At 73.5% G+C, this 14320-nt stretch carries 15 protein-coding genes; 11 read left to right on the top strand and 4 right to left on the bottom strand.

Annotated features, from left to right (window positions below; genetic code table 11):
- Together cydC and ABD323_RS33720 are read left to right on the top strand one after the other, a co-directional pair.
- Positions 1–1033: thiol reductant ABC exporter subunit CydC (gene cydC / locus ABD323_RS33725; protein WP_344445878.1), on the top strand; the 1033-nt coding region annotated here is incomplete at its 5' end.
- A gap of 148 nt (positions 1034–1181) precedes the next feature.
- Positions 1182–1946, top strand: coding sequence for a CDP-alcohol phosphatidyltransferase family protein (locus ABD323_RS33720; protein WP_344445877.1), 765 nt, complete (start codon positions 1182–1184; stop codon positions 1944–1946).
- Between the two features lie 93 nt (positions 1947–2039).
- Here the strand turns inward: ABD323_RS33720 and ABD323_RS33715 are convergent, their stop codons facing one another.
- Entirely contained in the window at positions 2040–2288 is a 249-nt protein-coding gene (locus ABD323_RS33715) for a hypothetical protein (protein WP_344445876.1), read from the bottom strand.
- 450 nt (positions 2289–2738) lie between these two features.
- On the opposite strand from ABD323_RS33715, the gene ABD323_RS33710 reads away from it, so the two are divergent.
- Positions 2739–4526: a sensor histidine kinase gene (locus ABD323_RS33710; RefSeq protein ID WP_344445875.1), complete on the top strand. Its 1788-nt coding sequence runs from the start codon at positions 2739–2741 to the stop codon at positions 4524–4526.
- Between the two features lie 19 nt (positions 4527–4545).
- Here the strand turns inward: ABD323_RS33710 and ABD323_RS33705 are convergent, their stop codons facing one another.
- Positions 4546–5112 carry a carboxymuconolactone decarboxylase family protein gene (locus tag ABD323_RS33705; protein WP_344445874.1) on the bottom strand — a complete coding sequence of 189 codons (567 nt, stop codon included), beginning with the start codon at positions 5110–5112 and terminating at the stop codon, positions 4546–4548.
- Between the two features lie 90 nt (positions 5113–5202).
- Here ABD323_RS33705 and ABD323_RS33700 point away from each other — a divergent pair, with 90 nt between their 5' ends.
- Positions 5203–5772: a MarR family winged helix-turn-helix transcriptional regulator gene (locus ABD323_RS33700; RefSeq protein WP_344445873.1), complete on the top strand. Its 570-nt coding sequence runs from the start codon at positions 5203–5205 to the stop codon at positions 5770–5772.
- A 31-nt stretch (positions 5773–5803) separates the two neighbouring features.
- Here the strand turns inward: ABD323_RS33700 and ABD323_RS33695 are convergent, their stop codons facing one another.
- Both ABD323_RS33695 and ABD323_RS33690 read right to left on the bottom strand, forming a co-directional pair.
- The gene (locus ABD323_RS33695) at positions 5804–6931 is read right to left on the bottom strand and encodes a DUF1648 domain-containing protein (RefSeq protein ID WP_344445872.1); all 1128 of its coding nucleotides are present in this window, start codon (positions 6929–6931) and stop codon (positions 5804–5806) included.
- A complete protein-coding gene (locus tag ABD323_RS33690; protein ID WP_344445871.1) occupies positions 6928–7446 on the bottom strand; it encodes a GntR family transcriptional regulator in 519 nt (172 codons plus the stop codon). Before ABD323_RS33690 ends, ABD323_RS33695 begins: the two co-directional genes overlap by 4 nt.
- An 84-nt stretch (positions 7447–7530) precedes the next feature.
- On the opposite strand from ABD323_RS33690, the gene ABD323_RS33685 reads away from it, so the two are divergent.
- The 7 genes from ABD323_RS33685 (at position 7531) to ABD323_RS33655 (ending at position 14252) form a co-directional block, all read left to right on the top strand.
- Positions 7531–7980: an SRPBCC domain-containing protein gene (locus ABD323_RS33685; protein WP_344445870.1), complete on the top strand. Its 450-nt coding sequence runs from the start codon at positions 7531–7533 to the stop codon at positions 7978–7980.
- Between the two features lie 338 nt (positions 7981–8318).
- Positions 8319–8849 carry a YegP family protein gene (locus ABD323_RS33680; RefSeq protein ID WP_344445869.1) on the top strand — a complete coding sequence of 177 codons (531 nt, stop codon included), beginning with the start codon at positions 8319–8321 and terminating at the stop codon, positions 8847–8849.
- Between the two features lie 34 nt (positions 8850–8883).
- A complete protein-coding gene (locus tag ABD323_RS33675) occupies positions 8884–9252 on the top strand; it encodes a hypothetical protein (RefSeq protein ID WP_344445868.1) in 369 nt (122 codons plus the stop codon).
- 310 nt (positions 9253–9562) lie between these two features.
- Complete coding sequence (locus ABD323_RS33670) at positions 9563–10621, top strand: PstS family phosphate ABC transporter substrate-binding protein (protein WP_344445867.1); 1059 nt, start codon at positions 9563–9565, stop codon at positions 10619–10621.
- Positions 10622–10791: 170 nt separating this feature from the next.
- Positions 10792–11388: a hypothetical protein gene (locus ABD323_RS33665; RefSeq protein ID WP_344445866.1), complete on the top strand. Its 597-nt coding sequence runs from the start codon at positions 10792–10794 to the stop codon at positions 11386–11388.
- A gap of 183 nt (positions 11389–11571) precedes the next feature.
- Positions 11572–14130, top strand: a complete 2559-nt coding sequence (locus ABD323_RS33660) for a hypothetical protein (RefSeq protein WP_344445865.1) — start codon at positions 11572–11574, stop codon at positions 14128–14130.
- Entirely contained in the window at positions 14121–14252 is a 132-nt protein-coding gene (locus tag ABD323_RS33655; protein ID WP_344445864.1) for a hypothetical protein, read from the top strand. Before ABD323_RS33660 ends, ABD323_RS33655 begins: the two co-directional genes overlap by 10 nt.
- Positions 14253–14320 lie beyond the last annotated feature (68 nt).

Genomic DNA, 14320 nt, shown 5'->3' with positions numbered 1-14320 from the left:
CACCGGGCCCACGGTGGCCGGCGGCGGGCAGGCCCGGGTGCCCGGGGTGGCCGGCGGGACGCTCTCCGGACTCTGCCTGGCGGTGGTGATCCTCACGCCGCTGGCCGCCTTCGAGGCGGTGGCCGGCCTGCCGTCGGCCGTCCAGGTCCGCGAGCGCAGCCGGGCGGCGGCGGCCCGGCTGGTGGAGGTGCTCGACACCCCGGAGCCGGTGACCGAGCCGGCCGCCCGCACCGCGGCCGCGCTGCCGGCCGAGCCGTTCCCGCTCGCGGTGCGCGGCCTGCGGGCCCGCTGGCCCGGTCAGCGCGGCTGGGCGCTGGACGGCGTCGACCTCGATCTCGCCCCGGGCCGCCGGGTGGCGGTGGTCGGGCGCTCCGGCTCGGGCAAGACCACCCTGGCGCAGGTGCTGCTGCGGCTGCTCGACCAGGAGGCCGGCGAGGTGCTGCTGGACGGCCGCCATCCACAGGCTGTGGACAGTGGGCGGGTGCACGGCGACGACGTCCGCCGGGTGGTGGGTCTGTGCGCGCAGGACGCCCACGTCTTCGACAGCTCGCTGCGCGAGAACCTGCGCCTGGCCCGCCCCGGCGCCACCGCCGACGAGTTGCGCGCCGCGCTGGCCGGCGCCCGGCTGCTGGAGTGGGTGGACACCCTGCCCGAGGGGCTGGACACCATGGTCGGCGAGCACGGCGCGCGGCTCTCCGGCGGCCAGCGCCAACGCCTGGCGCTGGCCCGCGCGCTGCTCGCGGACTTCCCGCTGCTGATCCTGGACGAGCCCGCCGAGCACCTCGACCTGCCCACCGCCGACGCCCTGACCGCCGACCTGCTGGCCGCCACCGAGGGCCGGGCCACCCTGCTGATCACCCATCGCCTGACCGGTCTGAGCGAGGCCGCGGTGGACGAGATCGTGGTGCTGGAAGCGGGCCGGGTGGTCGAGCGCGGCAGCTGGCAGGAGCTGGCCCACCGCCCCGACGGGCGGCTGCGGGCCCTGTGGGAACGGGAGTTGGCGGCGGACCGGCTGCTGACCGCGGCCCTCTGAGCGCGGCCCCGCCCGGGGCCGCCGGGAGGTCGGCCGGGCCCGGTCCGCCCACTGGCTTGCCCCCACCGGGCTCTCTGCGCTTGCGTGGACCCGCACACGTGCCCGCAGCGGTGGCACGGGCGTTCCGCCAGCCAGACACGGAGACGGCATGACCAGAGTTCCACTCGAAGAACTGCGCGCAGTGATCCACCCGCCGGGCAAGCTCGACAGCAGGGCGGAGCACTGGGCCGGCCGCCTCTACATGCGCTCCCTCTCGCTGCGGATCACCCGGCTGCTGCTCGGCACGCGCTGGTCGCCGAACCAGATCACCACCGTGATGGTGGTGGCCGGGGTGCTCTCCGGCGCCGCCCTGCTGATCCCGGGCCTGGCCGGCGCGCTGCTGTCCGTGCTGTTCATGCAGCTCTACCTGCTGCTCGACTGCGTGGACGGCGAGGTCGCCCGCTGGCGGCGGCAGTTCAGCCCGCTGGGGGTCTACCTGGACCGCCTGGGCGCCTACCTCGCGGACGCCGCCGTGATGGTCGGCATGGGCTGCCGGGCCTCCTCGCTCGGGCTCAGCCCCTACCTGGTGGCGGGCCTGGCCGCGGGCATCGGCGTGCTGCTGCTGAAGGCCTCCTCGGACCTGGTGCACGTGGCGCGCTCGGACAGCGGACTGGCCAAGGCCACCGACCAGTCGGTCGTGCCGCGCTCCTCGGGCCTGGCCCGGGTGCGCCGGCTGGCCTCGGGCGTGGGTCTGCACCGGCTCTGCAACGGGATCGAGTGCACGCTGCTGCTGCTGGTCGCGGCCGTGGTCGACACCGTGCGCGGCGACCTGACCGCCACCCGGGTCGCGGTGGTCGCGGTGACCGTCATCGTGTGGCTGCTGGTGCCGGCGCACATCGTCTCGATCGTCTCCTCCTCGCGCCTCAAGAAGTAGCGGGCGCCCGGTCCGCGCCCGGCGCCGCACCGCACCCGAGGGGGATGCGCGGTGCGGCGCCGGGCCCGGCCGAGGTGGTGGCCACCGTGGGGCTCAGGCGTAGGCGTAGATCACCCGGAGGTCGAGATCCGTCGGCCAGTCGACCTCGACCCGGAAGGAGATCTCCGAGTTCGCCGGAACGACGTTGTGGACGGTCATCTGGGCGGCGCCCGCGTTCGGGAGCCCCTGCTGCATTTCGCTGATGGAGGCGACGACCGCGCGGCCCGGCACCATCGCCCCGTCCGGATGGTTGAGCCAGAACGTTCCGTGCCCCCGGCTGTCGACGGAAGCGAATGTGGGCATGTCTCTCCTCCAGTGGGGCTTCCCGTCGTCGCGGCGCTCCCGGGCTGGTGGGGGCACCGGTCGGATGCGGCGGACAGCAGCCTCCTGTGCTGTTCGCCGGGAAAGGGACCTCGGGCCGGCGATAACGGTCACGGCCTTTCCCCCGGATCCACGAACGGGCGCTCAGGAGAAATCTCCTGAGGGTGGATTACTTCGGGGGGTCACTTCTCACGGTAATACCATCCCGGGGGAGTGTCACGGCCTCGATCGATGTTTTCGGGACGGTCTCTCGTTGAATCTTCCATGGTTCGGCAGGCCGAATTCCGGAATTCCCGCCCGGCCGCGGAAACGGCTCGGCCATCGTGTCGTGAGCGAACAACGCCCCGCCGTCCCAGCTCCGCACGAGGCCCTGTCTCCTGGTTCCCGCCGGGCGCGCGGCGCGAACCAGGAGACAGGGCCTAGGGTCGAAGCATGGCCAGCACACCCCCACCCGGCGAGGACGCGCCCGCGCCGCACCGGGTCCCCGAGATCTCCTCGCTCGGCCTGGACACCCTGGTGACCGAGGTGTCCGAGCGCCTGCAGTCCGCCGCCGCGGTGACCGACCGGATGCAGCGGCTGCTGGAGGCGGTGGTCTCGGTCGGCGCCGGCCTGGACCTGCACGCGACGCTGGAGCGGATCGCGGCCGGGGCCGCCGACCTGGTGGACGCGCGGTACGCCGCGCTGGGCGTGGTCTCGCCGGACGGCCACGGGCTCAGCGACTTCATCCACGTCGGCATCGACGACGCGACCGCCGCCCGGATCGGCGACCTGCCGACCGGGCGCGGGATCCTCGGCGCGCTGATCGAGCGCCCGGAGCCGCTGCTGCTGGACGACCTGGCCCAGGACCCGCGCTCCTCCGGCTTCCCGCCGCACCACCCGCCGATGAAGTCGTTCCTGGGCGAGGTGATCCGGATCCGTGAGGAGGTCTTCGGCAACCTCTACCTCACCGAGAAGCGCGGCGGCGGCGGCTTCACCCCCGAGGACGCGCAGGTGGTGCACGCGCTGGCGGCGGCCGCGGGCGTGGCGATCGAGAACTCCCGGCTCTACGAGGAGGGCCGTCGCCGGGAGCGCTGGATCGCCGGCGCGGCCGCGGTGACCACCGCGCTGCTCTCCACCGACGAGGCCCACGCCGCCCTGACGGTGGCCGCCGAGCAGGTCCGCGAGCTGGCCGACGCGGCGCTCGGCATGATCATGCTGCCCACCGCCGACGGCGGCCTGCGGGTCTCGCACGCCTCCGGCGAGTCGGCCGAGTACGTCACCGGCGAGCTCGTGCCGGGCGACGGCTACGCGGCCCGGCTGCGCGGCGGCGAGAGCGTCTTCATCGAGGACATGTCCCAGGACCCGGCGCTGGTGATGCGCCTGGCCCGGGACTTCGGGCCCTCGATGGCGCTGCCGATGGTGTCGGCGGGCCGGGCGCTGGGCGGGCTGGTGGTCTGGCGCTCGCGCGGCGCCCGCCCGTTCACCGACGCGGAGAAGGAACTCGCCCAGACCTTCGCCTCGCAGGCCGCGCTCGCCCTGCGGCTCGCCGAGGGGCAGCGCGACCAGCAGCGCCTCGCGGTCTTCCAGGACCGCGACCGGATCGCCCGCGACCTGCACGACCTGGTGATCCAGCGGCTCTTCGCCACCGGGATGATGCTGGAGAGCGCCGCGCGGCGGGCCGTGGTGCCCGAGGTGCAGGACCGGATCGGCACGGCGGTCGACGAGTTGGACGCCACCATCCAGGAGGTCCGCACCACCATCTACGCCCTGCAGCACGACGACCACGGCGACGAGCCGGACACCCTGCGCACCCGGGTGCTGCGCGAGGGCAGCCAGGCCGCGGCCGCGCTCGGATTCAAGCCGTCGATGACCTTCGTGGGCCCGGTGGAGAGCCTGGTCGGCGATGCCACGGCCCGTCAACTGCTGGCCGCGCTGCGCGAGATGCTCTCCAACACGGCCCGGCACGCGCGGGCCTCGCGGGTCGGTGTGGAGGTGGACGCCACCGTCCACCTCGACGACGAGGGCCGGCCGGTCTCCGGCGACCCCCAGGCCCCCGGCCGCCCGGGCCGGCCCGGCGTCCTGCTCACCGTCACCGACGACGGCGTGGGGATCCCGCCCGGCGGGCGCCGCAGCGGGCTGGCGAACCTGCGCCGCCGGGCGGAGAACCTCGGCGGAGCGGCCTGGCACGAACCGGGCCCCGACCGCCGCGGCACCCGGGTGCGCTGGTCGGCCCGGCTCTGAGCCCGGCGCCGGGTGGGCCTCACGCGCTCTGCGGCTCGTGCCAGGCGTACGGGGCGAGTTGGGGGTCCAGGGGGGCGCCGGTGAGGCGGTTGGCGAAGGTGGAGAGGGTGTAGGTGCCGATGCCGAGCACCACCTCCAGGGCGTTCTGGGTGGTGTAGCCGTGGTCGAGGAAGGCGCGCAGCTCGTCGTCGCCGACCTGGCCGGCGTGCTCCAGCACGGCCAGCACGAAGCGTCGCAGGGCCTCCAATGCCGGGTCGGGCAGCGGCTGCCGGGCGCGCAGGGCGGTGGCCAGCGACTCGTCGGCGCCGAGCCGGCCGAGGACGGCGGTGTGCATGGCGACGCAGGTGTGGCAGGCGTTGCGGGTGGCGACGGTCAGGATGACGACCTCGCGGGCCAGCGGCGCCAGGGTGGTGCTGTCGAAGAGGCCGGTGAGCTTGAGGAACCCGTCCAGCAGCTGCGGCGAGCCGGCCAGCCGGGCGGCGGGCGCCGGCAGGTAGCCGAGGTGGCGGACGACGCCCTCCAGCGACCTGCGGGAGGCGGCGGGGGCGGTGTCGAGGGTGACGTCGGGAAAAGGGGTCCAGGACATGGTGGGGTGCGCTCCTCGGCGTAAGATGGTCAACGCGGTTGTCTAAAACGTAAACCAGGTTGTCCATCTCCGCAAGGGGCCCCGATCGCCATGCCCGACCAGTCCGACCTCCCCGACCACCCCGGCCGCTCCGTGCAGTCCGGTCTCACCGGTTCGTCCGAGCAGTCCGGTCTCACCGGTCCGTCTGGTCCGTCCGGGCGCGAGAGCTACGGCTTCGAGCTCCCGCTGCTGCTCTTCGCCGGATTCCGTTCGATCATCGACGAGTTGCACGCCGAGCTGGCCCGCCAGGGCCACCCCGACCTGCGGCCCGCGCACGGCTTCGCGCTGCAGGCCGTGGGCCCGACCGGGACCACGGCCAGCGAGGTCGGCCGACGGCTCGGGGTCTCCAAGCAGGCCGCCGGCAAGACCATCGACCGGCTGCAGGCCGTGGGCTACCTGGAGCGGGCCGACGACCCGGCGGACGCCCGGCGCAAGCTGGTGCGGCTCACCCCGTACGGGGTCGACGCGCTGGCCCGTTCCGCCGCCGTCTTCGAGACGCTGCGCGCCCGGTGGGCCGCCGAGCTGGGCGCCGAGCGGCTGCGGCAACTGGAGGACGACCTGCGGACCATGGCGCCGGCCGCGTTCTTCCGGCTGGACGTCGCGGGGTGGTTCGGCGGCTGAGGCCGGGGCCGCCGCCCCGGGCCCGGCCCCGTCAGCGGGTCAGCAGCGGCATCGCCACCGCGAAGCCCACCAGCACCGCGAGCAGCAGCAGGGTGTACGGGCTGCCGTAGTTGACGGTCCAGCCGACACCGAAGCGCTTGGGCACCAGGAACGCCGGGTCCCGCCGGTTGACGTAGGCCAGGCCGCCGAGCCGCCAGTGGCGGTCGTCGTCCTGCCGGGTCAGCGGCTCGCCGGTTCCTGGGAGCGCCCTCTCGTCCTGCGGCGCCCTCTCCTCCTGCGAGACCACTCGCAGCCGGCTGCCGTTCTGTCCGCAGCGGACGGCTGTGCCGATGGTGACCGCCAGGCCCAGCAAGGTCGGCGCGAGCAGCGGCAGCGGCGTGAGGGTGCGGGCGCCGTCCCAGATCCGCCAGGCCGCCAGCAGCGCCGTCAGGTCGACGCAGCCGGCGAGCAGCAGCAGGGTGCGGGCCATCAGGACGAGGTAGCGGCGGTGCTGCAGCACGGTCGTCCGGACCCGGGCCGGGTCCAGGTCCGGCCTGGCGCGGAAGGCCAGCCGGCTGACCAGCAGGATCACCGCGGTGGTCACCAGCTGTGCGAGGACCGGCGCGAAGGCGCTGCCCACGGACTTGGCGGCCAGGTGGTCGACCGTGCCGGAGGCGCCGAAGTGGGTCGCCAGCCGGTCGGGCATGCTGGGGTAGCGGACCACCCCGGCCACCGCCGTGCCGAGCGGCAGCAGCAGCGCGGGCGCGGCCCAGGGCCACGGGAAGCGCGTCGGGTCGGTGCGCAGCCCGGTGTCCGCGACGACGACCTGACGCAGGCCCCGGTACCAGTCCCCGTGCCGCTTGGCGGCGCTGATCGCGCGGTGCGCGCGCAGGTAGCCGGCCAGGCCGACGGCGCCGACCGCGAGGGCGGCCAGCAGGCTGACCGCCGCGCTGGCGGTGGCCAGCACCACGGCCACGCCGGCCACCGTGACCACGCCACCTAGCACCCCGACCAGTCGCCGGTAGGCCCGGCGCTGCTCGGCGACCACCGGCTCGCGGGTGCGCTCGGCCGGTATCCGCACGCCGAACGGCAGCGTCGGCGCGGTCAGCGCGGGGGTGAGCCAGAGCAGCAGCAGGAGCAGCGGCGGCAGGCCGGCCTGGATCAGCAGCGCTCCGGTCATCGCGTCTCTCCCTGTGCTGGTGCGGACTGTGCGGGCTGTGCGGACTGTGCAGGCGGTGCCAGGGGTGCCGGCAGGGCGAAGGAGGCGAGCGTGGCGGCGCAGGCGTCCAGGGCGGCCGGGCCGTCCACGCCCTGCGCCACGGCCTCGGCGAGCAGCGTTCTCAGCCGCGTCCGCCACTGTTCGGTAAAGCCCGCGGCCGGCGGGCCGGTGCCCGGGTCGCGCTGGACCAGGGCCCCGCTCCTGCGGTTGAGGACCAGCAGACCCTCGCTGCGCAGTAGGTCGTAACTCTTGTTGACGGTATGGAAGTTGATGCCGAGGTCGGTGGCCAGCTGGCGGGTCGAGGGCAGTGGGCTGCCCGCGACCAGCTCACCGGCGGCGACGGCCTCGACGACCCGGTCCCGGATCTGCTGGTAGATCGGGACCTCGCTGTGCGGGTCGAGGGAGAGGATCACGATGGCTCCGTTGGTAGCTGCTCTATTACTTATAGAACAGCTATCAAGTCCCTGCAAGGGCATGGCCCTGACCGGCGATCGGTCGACGGTCCGTCAGTCCCGGTGCGGGCGGGGCGCGCTGTCACCGCCGCCCGCTACCCTGCGCCCATGACTGAGACCCCGCTCCACTACCGCGTGTCCGTGGCCGCCCCCGTCCAGCGGGTCTGGGAGGCGCTGACCACCAGCGAAGGCACCCGCGCGACCCTCTACGGCAGCTCGATCGAGTCCGACTTCCGGGTCGGCGGGCTGCTGGAGTTCGTCGGCCACACCGAGGCGGGCGAGCGGGTGGTCCAGGTCTACGGTGAGGTGCAGGAGTTCGAGGCGCCGCGGCGTTTCGGCTACCGCCAGCACCCGGGGGCCGTCCACAATCCGCGGCACGCCGAGACCAGTTGCCGGATGACCTATCTGCTGACCCCGGTCGGCGAGGGGGCCACGGAGCTGGAGCTCACGGTGGACCAGTGGACGCCCGGTAATCCCGCCTACGCCCACGCCAAGGCCGCCTATCCCGAATCGGCGTTCCTCGCCGCCGTCAAGGCCTTCGCCGAGTCGGACCACTGAGGTCTGGCCGCCGTGGCCTCACCGCTGAGGTCCGACCCCGTCCGAGTGCCGCATCACGAGTAACTCCGGCCCCACGCAAGGCTGCTGCGGCCGGAGTTCCGCACGTTCCGTCAGCATTCCCATCTCTGGTGTCGCACAGGGTAGTTGACTACTCACGCCAGATTAACGAGAGAGAACTTCCCGGCCAATAGACCTGCTGAACGGGCATCGGCCCTATCTGTGTCCAGCTCTGCACACATACGGTTGGACGCATTGATTGCCGAGCACGAGATCTCTACGCGACAGCCACGAGGCCCGCCCCATGCGGCGCCCAGGTCGCATCGACGGGGATGGGGCGGGTGAGCCGGGTGGGCCAGTTGGGCGGGGGGCGGGCAGGGGCGCAGGCCCTCCGGGGCGGGTTCCAGGTGGAGCGGGCGGCCAACGGCCGCTACCAGTGGCAGCTCAAGGCGCCCAACGGGCGAATCGTCGCGATCTCCTCGCCGGCCTACGACTCGGCCGCCGAGGCCGGCCGGGCGTTTGACGGACTCCGTTGCGAGGCAGCCGAGTTGACGGCCAGGATCACCCACGTCCGGGACGGCATCGGCTGGATCTGGATGGTGCCCGGGCCACGTGGACTGCCCGAGGCCCGCTCCAGTCGGGCCTACGAGCGCTACGCCACCTGTCAGAACGCCTTCCGGCGCTTCGTGGCGCTGCTGGAACGCCAGTCGGCGGACGGCACTGTGCCGGCTCAGCCGGACGGCCCGCTCGAGCCGGACGTTCCGCTCGAGCCGAGCAGACCACCCGCGCCGAGCAGACCGCCGCAGCCGTCGCAGTCGCCGCAGCCGTCGCAGTCGCGGGAGCGCTCCCCGCAGTCGGCCGGCGATGCCTGAGGGCGCCAGGGGCCGCGGGCCGAGACTGCTCGCCGTGCAGGGCACCGGCCGCCTGGTCGGCTGGTCGTTGGCCGCCGGCAACGGGCGCCAACTCGCCGTCTCCACAAGGCTCTACCGCTCCGAGGCGGAGCTGGTGCAGGCGCTGCGCGAGCTGCTCATCGAGCGGGCCTCGCTGCGCTACGCCTTCACCCAGGACCGCTCCCGGGCCTGGTGCTGGTCCGCCTACCTGCCACCGCGCACCACCCGGCCGGGGCCGGCGGCCGAGGAGCCGGTGGCCCGCTCGGCGCGCGGGTACCTGCGACGGGACCAGTGCCGGCAGGGCATGGAGAGCTTTCGAGTCGGACTCCACTGGCTGGAACGGGAGTTGCGAACACCTGGGCGTGAGGGCCGGTGGCCCTGGTGACCGAGAGGTTTCGAGTTCCGGCCCGAATCGCCACCACGAGAAGAACGTCAGGCAGTGCGCGCTCCCACGGCCCGTGCGCGACCGTCCACGAACCACCGCCGCGGGCCAGCGAGTAAACCGCCAAGTCGACAAATCCCGGAAATTCACCGGGACTTGGGCCATCGCCGAGGACGCTTCCGGCGCCGCCCCCGACTGGACAGGATCGGTCCCGCCGACCGGGTCGAACGCACCAGCGACGACCCGCGGCGTCCGGGTTCGGCCCCGTACCCGGCCACACCAGGCATGCCTCTCCCACCGGAGGAAACGCACCATGCGTCACACCGCTGCCAAGCTGCTCGCGTCCGCCGCGATCGTCACCTCGCTGGCCACCGTCGCCGCCGGCCAGGCCATGGCCGACCCGAGCGTCACCCCGGCCGCCACGGACATCGTGGGCGTCGGTTCGGACACCACGCAGGCCGTGTCGAACCAGTTCTCGACCGACTACAACGCCTTCCTGACGGCGAGCGGCTCCACCGCCCCGCGCCTGTACAGCTGGGACGCGACCGGCAGCTCGCCGATCACCACCAAGACCGGCGCCACCTCGATCGCCCGCCCGAACGGCTCCGGCGCCGGCATCACCGCGCTGAACGGCAACACCAGCGCCACGGTGAACTTCGCCCGCTCCTCGCGCGGCCCGCAGACCGGTGACCTGACCACCGACGACTTCGTGGCCTTCGCCAAGGACGGCGTCTCCTACGCCGCCCCGGCGACCGGCAACGCCCCGGCCAACCTGACCACGGCCGACCTCGCGGCGATCTACACCTGCACCAAGACCAACTGGAACCAGATCACCGACATCTCCGGCTACACCGGCCCGAACGCCACCATCAAGGCGTACCTGCCGCAGACCAGCTCCGGCACCCGGTCCTTCTTCCTGAAGGCGGTCGGCGGCGGCACCACCCCGATCGTCCCGGGCGCCTGCGTCCAGGCGTACACCCCGGAGGAGAACGAGGGCACCGACGCGGTCTTCACCGACGCCAACTCGATCGAGCCCTACTCGGCCGCGCACTACATCGGCCAGGTCTACGGCGGGCACTCCAGCGGCAGCGACGCGGCCGGCACCGTGACCCTGCGCAGCGTGGACGGGATCAACCCGATCACCGCCACCCACACCCTCAACACCGCCTTCACCGCCACCAACTACGGCCGCGTGGTCTACAACGTGTTCCGTGACGCCGAGTGGACCGGCACCGGTGCCAACCCGGCGCTGAAGGCGATCTTCGGCCCGACCGGCTGGGTCTGCACCAACGCCACCGCCAAGGCCGACATCCAGGGCTACGGCTTCCAGCTGCTGCCGCTCGGCGCCTGCGGCAGCGTCACCCACATCTGAGCCACGCGCATCTGAGCCACGCGCATCTGCAGCACCCGCATCCGATCCACCCGCACCTCGCAGGACCCGCAAGCGGTACCACCCGCACCACACCGGCGGCCAGGGGACTTCCTTCCCCTGGCCGCCGGCCCGCTCCAAGCCCAACGCCGTGCACGAAGGAGATCATCATCATGGCCCGCATCAGCATCCGGATCGCCGTCACCGCCGTCGCCGCCGCCGCCCTGGCCGTCACCGCCCTGGGTGACACCGCGCTCGCCAGCACGACCAGCACCGCCCCCGCCGGCAGCCTGGTGATCCAGGAGGACACCACCTTCCTCCAGCAGTCGGCGCAGAACGGCATCATCGCCATCGCGCTGCCGAACGCGACCCCCGGCTTCAGCACCACCAGCGGGTTCTCGGCGAGCTTCCCGGTGACCGGCGGCTCGGCGAACCTGGGTGGCTACTACGGCAACATCCAGGTCGGCGGCGGCCTGCTGCTGGTGAACCTGAAGACCGGCCGCACCGTGATCTTCAACAACCTGGCCTTCAGCGCGGACAACTGGGCGATCACCGGTGTGCCGCTGGGCGAGAGCGCCCCGGTCAACCTGCTCGACCCGGCCGGCAACAACGTCGTCACCAAGACCGGTGCCACCCAGAACCTGACCGCCGACGACCTGGAGATCGACCCGGCGGGTGCGAGCTACGTGGACACCAAGCTGGCGACGACCTTCTTCCAGGGCGGTCAGCACACCGGCACCCTGGCGCTGACCTTCACCCCCGCCGGCTGATGCCCCTCGAGTGGCCGCAGAGCCCAAACCCCGGGCATCGTGGCCCAGTTGGGGTCTCGTACATCTGATCGGCCATCACGTGTCATGTGGTCATGGACGAATGGACCCACGGGAATCCGTGGGTCCGTTCGCATGCCCGTCGCCCTCGCACGTCCGCACCGTGCACAGCCGGAGGTATCCCTGATGAGAGTCCGAGACCGTGGTCCGAGAGGGCTGGGGTGGTGGTCCCGCGCCTGGCTGTCCGCCACCGCGGCCTGGGCGGTCGTGGCCGTCCTGGCCGTCCTGCCGCTCGGCGCCGGCACCGTCCAAAAGGCGCACGCGGACACGGGATCGATCACCGTCCAGGGGCCGCCGGTGTGGATCCCGGACCCCGCCACGGGCGGGACGACGGGGACCACCGGCCCCGACGGGAGCATCACCGTCAGCCCGGCCACCAACCTGGCCAACCAGGTCGTGCACGTGAGCTGGAAGGGCTTCACCCCCAGCGTGACGCCCGACGGGCACCCGGCGACCAGTGCGACCGCCGGCTCCTCCAACACCCTCTACCCCGTGCGGGTCTACCAGTGCAGGGGCGTCAACCCGGGCCCGACGGACTGCTACGGCGGCACCGTCTACGGCGGCGACGCCGCCGCGGGGTTCGCGCAGACCTCGCCGTCCGCCGGCACCGCGCCCGAGTTCCCGAGCAACATGGTGCTCGCCACCACCGGTGCGGACGGCTCGGGTTCGGCCGACATCGAGGTCTGGACCGCGATCCAGAGCCAGACCCTGAAGTGCGGCCCGACCCAGCAGTGTTCCCTGGCGATCGTGCCGAACTACGGTGGTGACTCGCTGGGCCTGATGTCGGCCCTGAACGGTGACACCAGCGGCGCCCTGAGCTGCAAGGACCACACCGCCGACAACGACGGCTACTGGTACATGGCCTCGGACCACGTCACGCAGGGGCAGAACCTCTCCACGGGCTTCGCCACCGGCGAGTCGTGCTCCTGGGACCAGCGCACCGTGGTGCCCCTGACCTTCGCGCCGACCCCGGACAGCTGCGAGGCGGCCGCCAACGACTTCAGCATGGCGGGCCTGCCGATGGGCCAGCGCGCCGTCCAGCAGTGGCGCGCCGGCGCCTGCCTGGCGAGCAGTCCGCAGCACGTCGGCTACACCGCGCAGGGCGAGCCGCTGGCCCGGCAGGCCTTCCTCGGCGGCAGCGGCGCCGAGCTGGCGCTGACCAGCAGGGCCGACACCGGCCCCGCGCCGCGCCCCTACGTCTACGTGCCGCTCGCGAACTCCGCGATCTCGGTGGTCTTCTCGGTCGACGACCCGACGACCGGGCGCCCCATCCCGCAGATGCGGCTGAACGCCCGGCTGCTGGCCAAGGAGCTCACCCAGTCCTACACGCACTCCCCGGTCGCCTCGGAGCCCTCGGTGGAGGGCAACCCGATGTGCCTCTTCCAGGACCCGGAGTTCCTGGAGCTCAACCCGCCGAGCCTGATCGCCCCCGCGCAGTGGCCCACCTGCGTGCCGAACCTGCCGGTCTCGCTGCCGATCGTGCTGGGCTCCTCCAGCGACATGGTCCACCAGCTCACCGCCTGGATCGCCGCCGATCCGGACGCCGCCGCCTTCCTGCAGGGCCAGCCCGACCCGTGGGGGATGCACGTCGACACCTTCTACCAGCGCCCGGCCTTCTCCGGGTACCCGGTCGACCTGTTCATCCCGCAGGACGCCAGCGGGGTCCCCGGCATGGTGCTCAGCGACGGCACCCCGGCGCGGCAGAAGCAGTACGAGTGGAGCCCGGTGCTCGGCGGGCTCGACGACGCGGTCCGTGACTTCCTCAAGAACACCCCGACCTGCACCGACTGGAACCTCTCCTCGGGCAACGTGCACGTCAAGTGCCAGGCCCAGGTGCCGGGTTCGCGCCAGCTGATCGGAATCATGGACAGCGCCGACGCGGCGGCCTACAGCCTGCCGCAGGCCGCGATCGTCAACCAGCAGGGCTCGTACCTCACGCCCACGACCCGCTCGATCCAGGCCGCCGTCAACGACATGGCGCTCGACCCGGCGACCGGCACGCAGCAGCTGCCCTACGGCCGGAACGACAGCGGCTACGGCCGCGACGCCGGCGCCTACCCGCTGACCATGGTCCAGTACGCGATGGCGCCGACCACCGGGCTCGGGGACACGAAGACCGCCGCGGTCACGAAGTTCCTCCAGCAGGTGACCGACCCGGGCGGCGGCCAGCTGTACGGGCGCGAGCCGGGCCGGCTCGGGCTCGGGTACGCGGACCTGACCTCGGCCCAGCAGGGCCTGGCCCAGGCCGCGATCGCGGACGTCGCCAACCAGGACGGCGCGCTGCCCGGCAACCAGAAGCCGCCGGTCACCGCGACGCCCACCCCGAGCCCGACGGGCACGCCGAGCACCCCGGAGGCCTCGCCCAAGGTGGCGGTGATCGTGGTGGGGGTTCCGCTGCCCGGCTCGACGCAGACCAACACCGTGGTCGTCACCGCACCTCCGGCGGCACGGTGCCGCCGGCCGGCGGCACCGGCTCCGACAGCGGCTCGGACCCCGTCGCCAACCCGGTCTCCGGCGCGGCCCCCGCGGCCACCCCCGCCACCACGCCCAAGTCCGCCGCCGCCCCGGCCCCCCAGCCCGCGGCGTCCGCGCAGACGAGTGCGCCCGCGCTGGCCCCGATCGCGGCCGGTACGCCCGCGCCGGACCGTGCCGGCGCGGCCCGGATGCTGCTGCCGGTGGTGCTGATCTCCGAGGCGGTGCTGGTGGTCGGCGGCCCGGCCGCACTGGCGCTCGGCGGTGCGCCGGTCGGCGGCCGGGTGCTCTCCCGGCTGCGTCGCGCGGTCTCGGCCGGCCCGCCGGGACGGTAGCCGCCCGGACCCGTCCGGCGGGCCCCCGCGGCCTGCCGGACCCGCCCGTGCCCGGTCGGGCCGGCGGG

This window comes from Kitasatospora nipponensis (assembly GCF_039528135.1).
In the GTDB taxonomy this organism is placed as follows: domain Bacteria; phylum Actinomycetota; class Actinomycetes; order Streptomycetales; family Streptomycetaceae; genus Kitasatospora; species Kitasatospora nipponensis.
The sequence above is the reverse complement of the archived record's forward strand: the minus strand, read 5'-3'. Positions and strand labels throughout refer to the sequence as shown.

Coding starts and splice junctions, on each gene's coding strand:
- ABD323_RS33720 (WP_344445877.1), top strand. CDS start 1,182: ATGACCAGAGTTCCACTCGAAGAACTGCGCGCAGTGATCCACCCGCCG.
- ABD323_RS33715 (WP_344445876.1), bottom strand. CDS start 2,288: ATGCCCACATTCGCTTCCGTCGACAGCCGGGGGCACGGAACGTTCTGG.
- ABD323_RS33710 (WP_344445875.1), top strand. CDS start 2,739: ATGGCCAGCACACCCCCACCCGGCGAGGACGCGCCCGCGCCGCACCGG.
- ABD323_RS33705 (WP_344445874.1), bottom strand. CDS start 5,112: ATGTCCTGGACCCCTTTTCCCGACGTCACCCTCGACACCGCCCCCGCC.
- ABD323_RS33700 (WP_344445873.1), top strand. CDS start 5,203: ATGCCCGACCAGTCCGACCTCCCCGACCACCCCGGCCGCTCCGTGCAG.
- ABD323_RS33695 (WP_344445872.1), bottom strand. CDS start 6,931: ATGACCGGAGCGCTGCTGATCCAGGCCGGCCTGCCGCCGCTGCTCCTG.
- ABD323_RS33690 (WP_344445871.1), bottom strand. CDS start 7,446: ATGCCCTTGCAGGGACTTGATAGCTGTTCTATAAGTAATAGAGCAGCT.
- ABD323_RS33685 (WP_344445870.1), top strand. CDS start 7,531: ATGACTGAGACCCCGCTCCACTACCGCGTGTCCGTGGCCGCCCCCGTC.
- ABD323_RS33670 (WP_344445867.1), top strand. CDS start 9,563: ATGCGTCACACCGCTGCCAAGCTGCTCGCGTCCGCCGCGATCGTCACC.
- ABD323_RS33665 (WP_344445866.1), top strand. CDS start 10,792: ATGGCCCGCATCAGCATCCGGATCGCCGTCACCGCCGTCGCCGCCGCC.
- ABD323_RS33660 (WP_344445865.1), top strand. CDS start 11,572: ATGAGAGTCCGAGACCGTGGTCCGAGAGGGCTGGGGTGGTGGTCCCGC.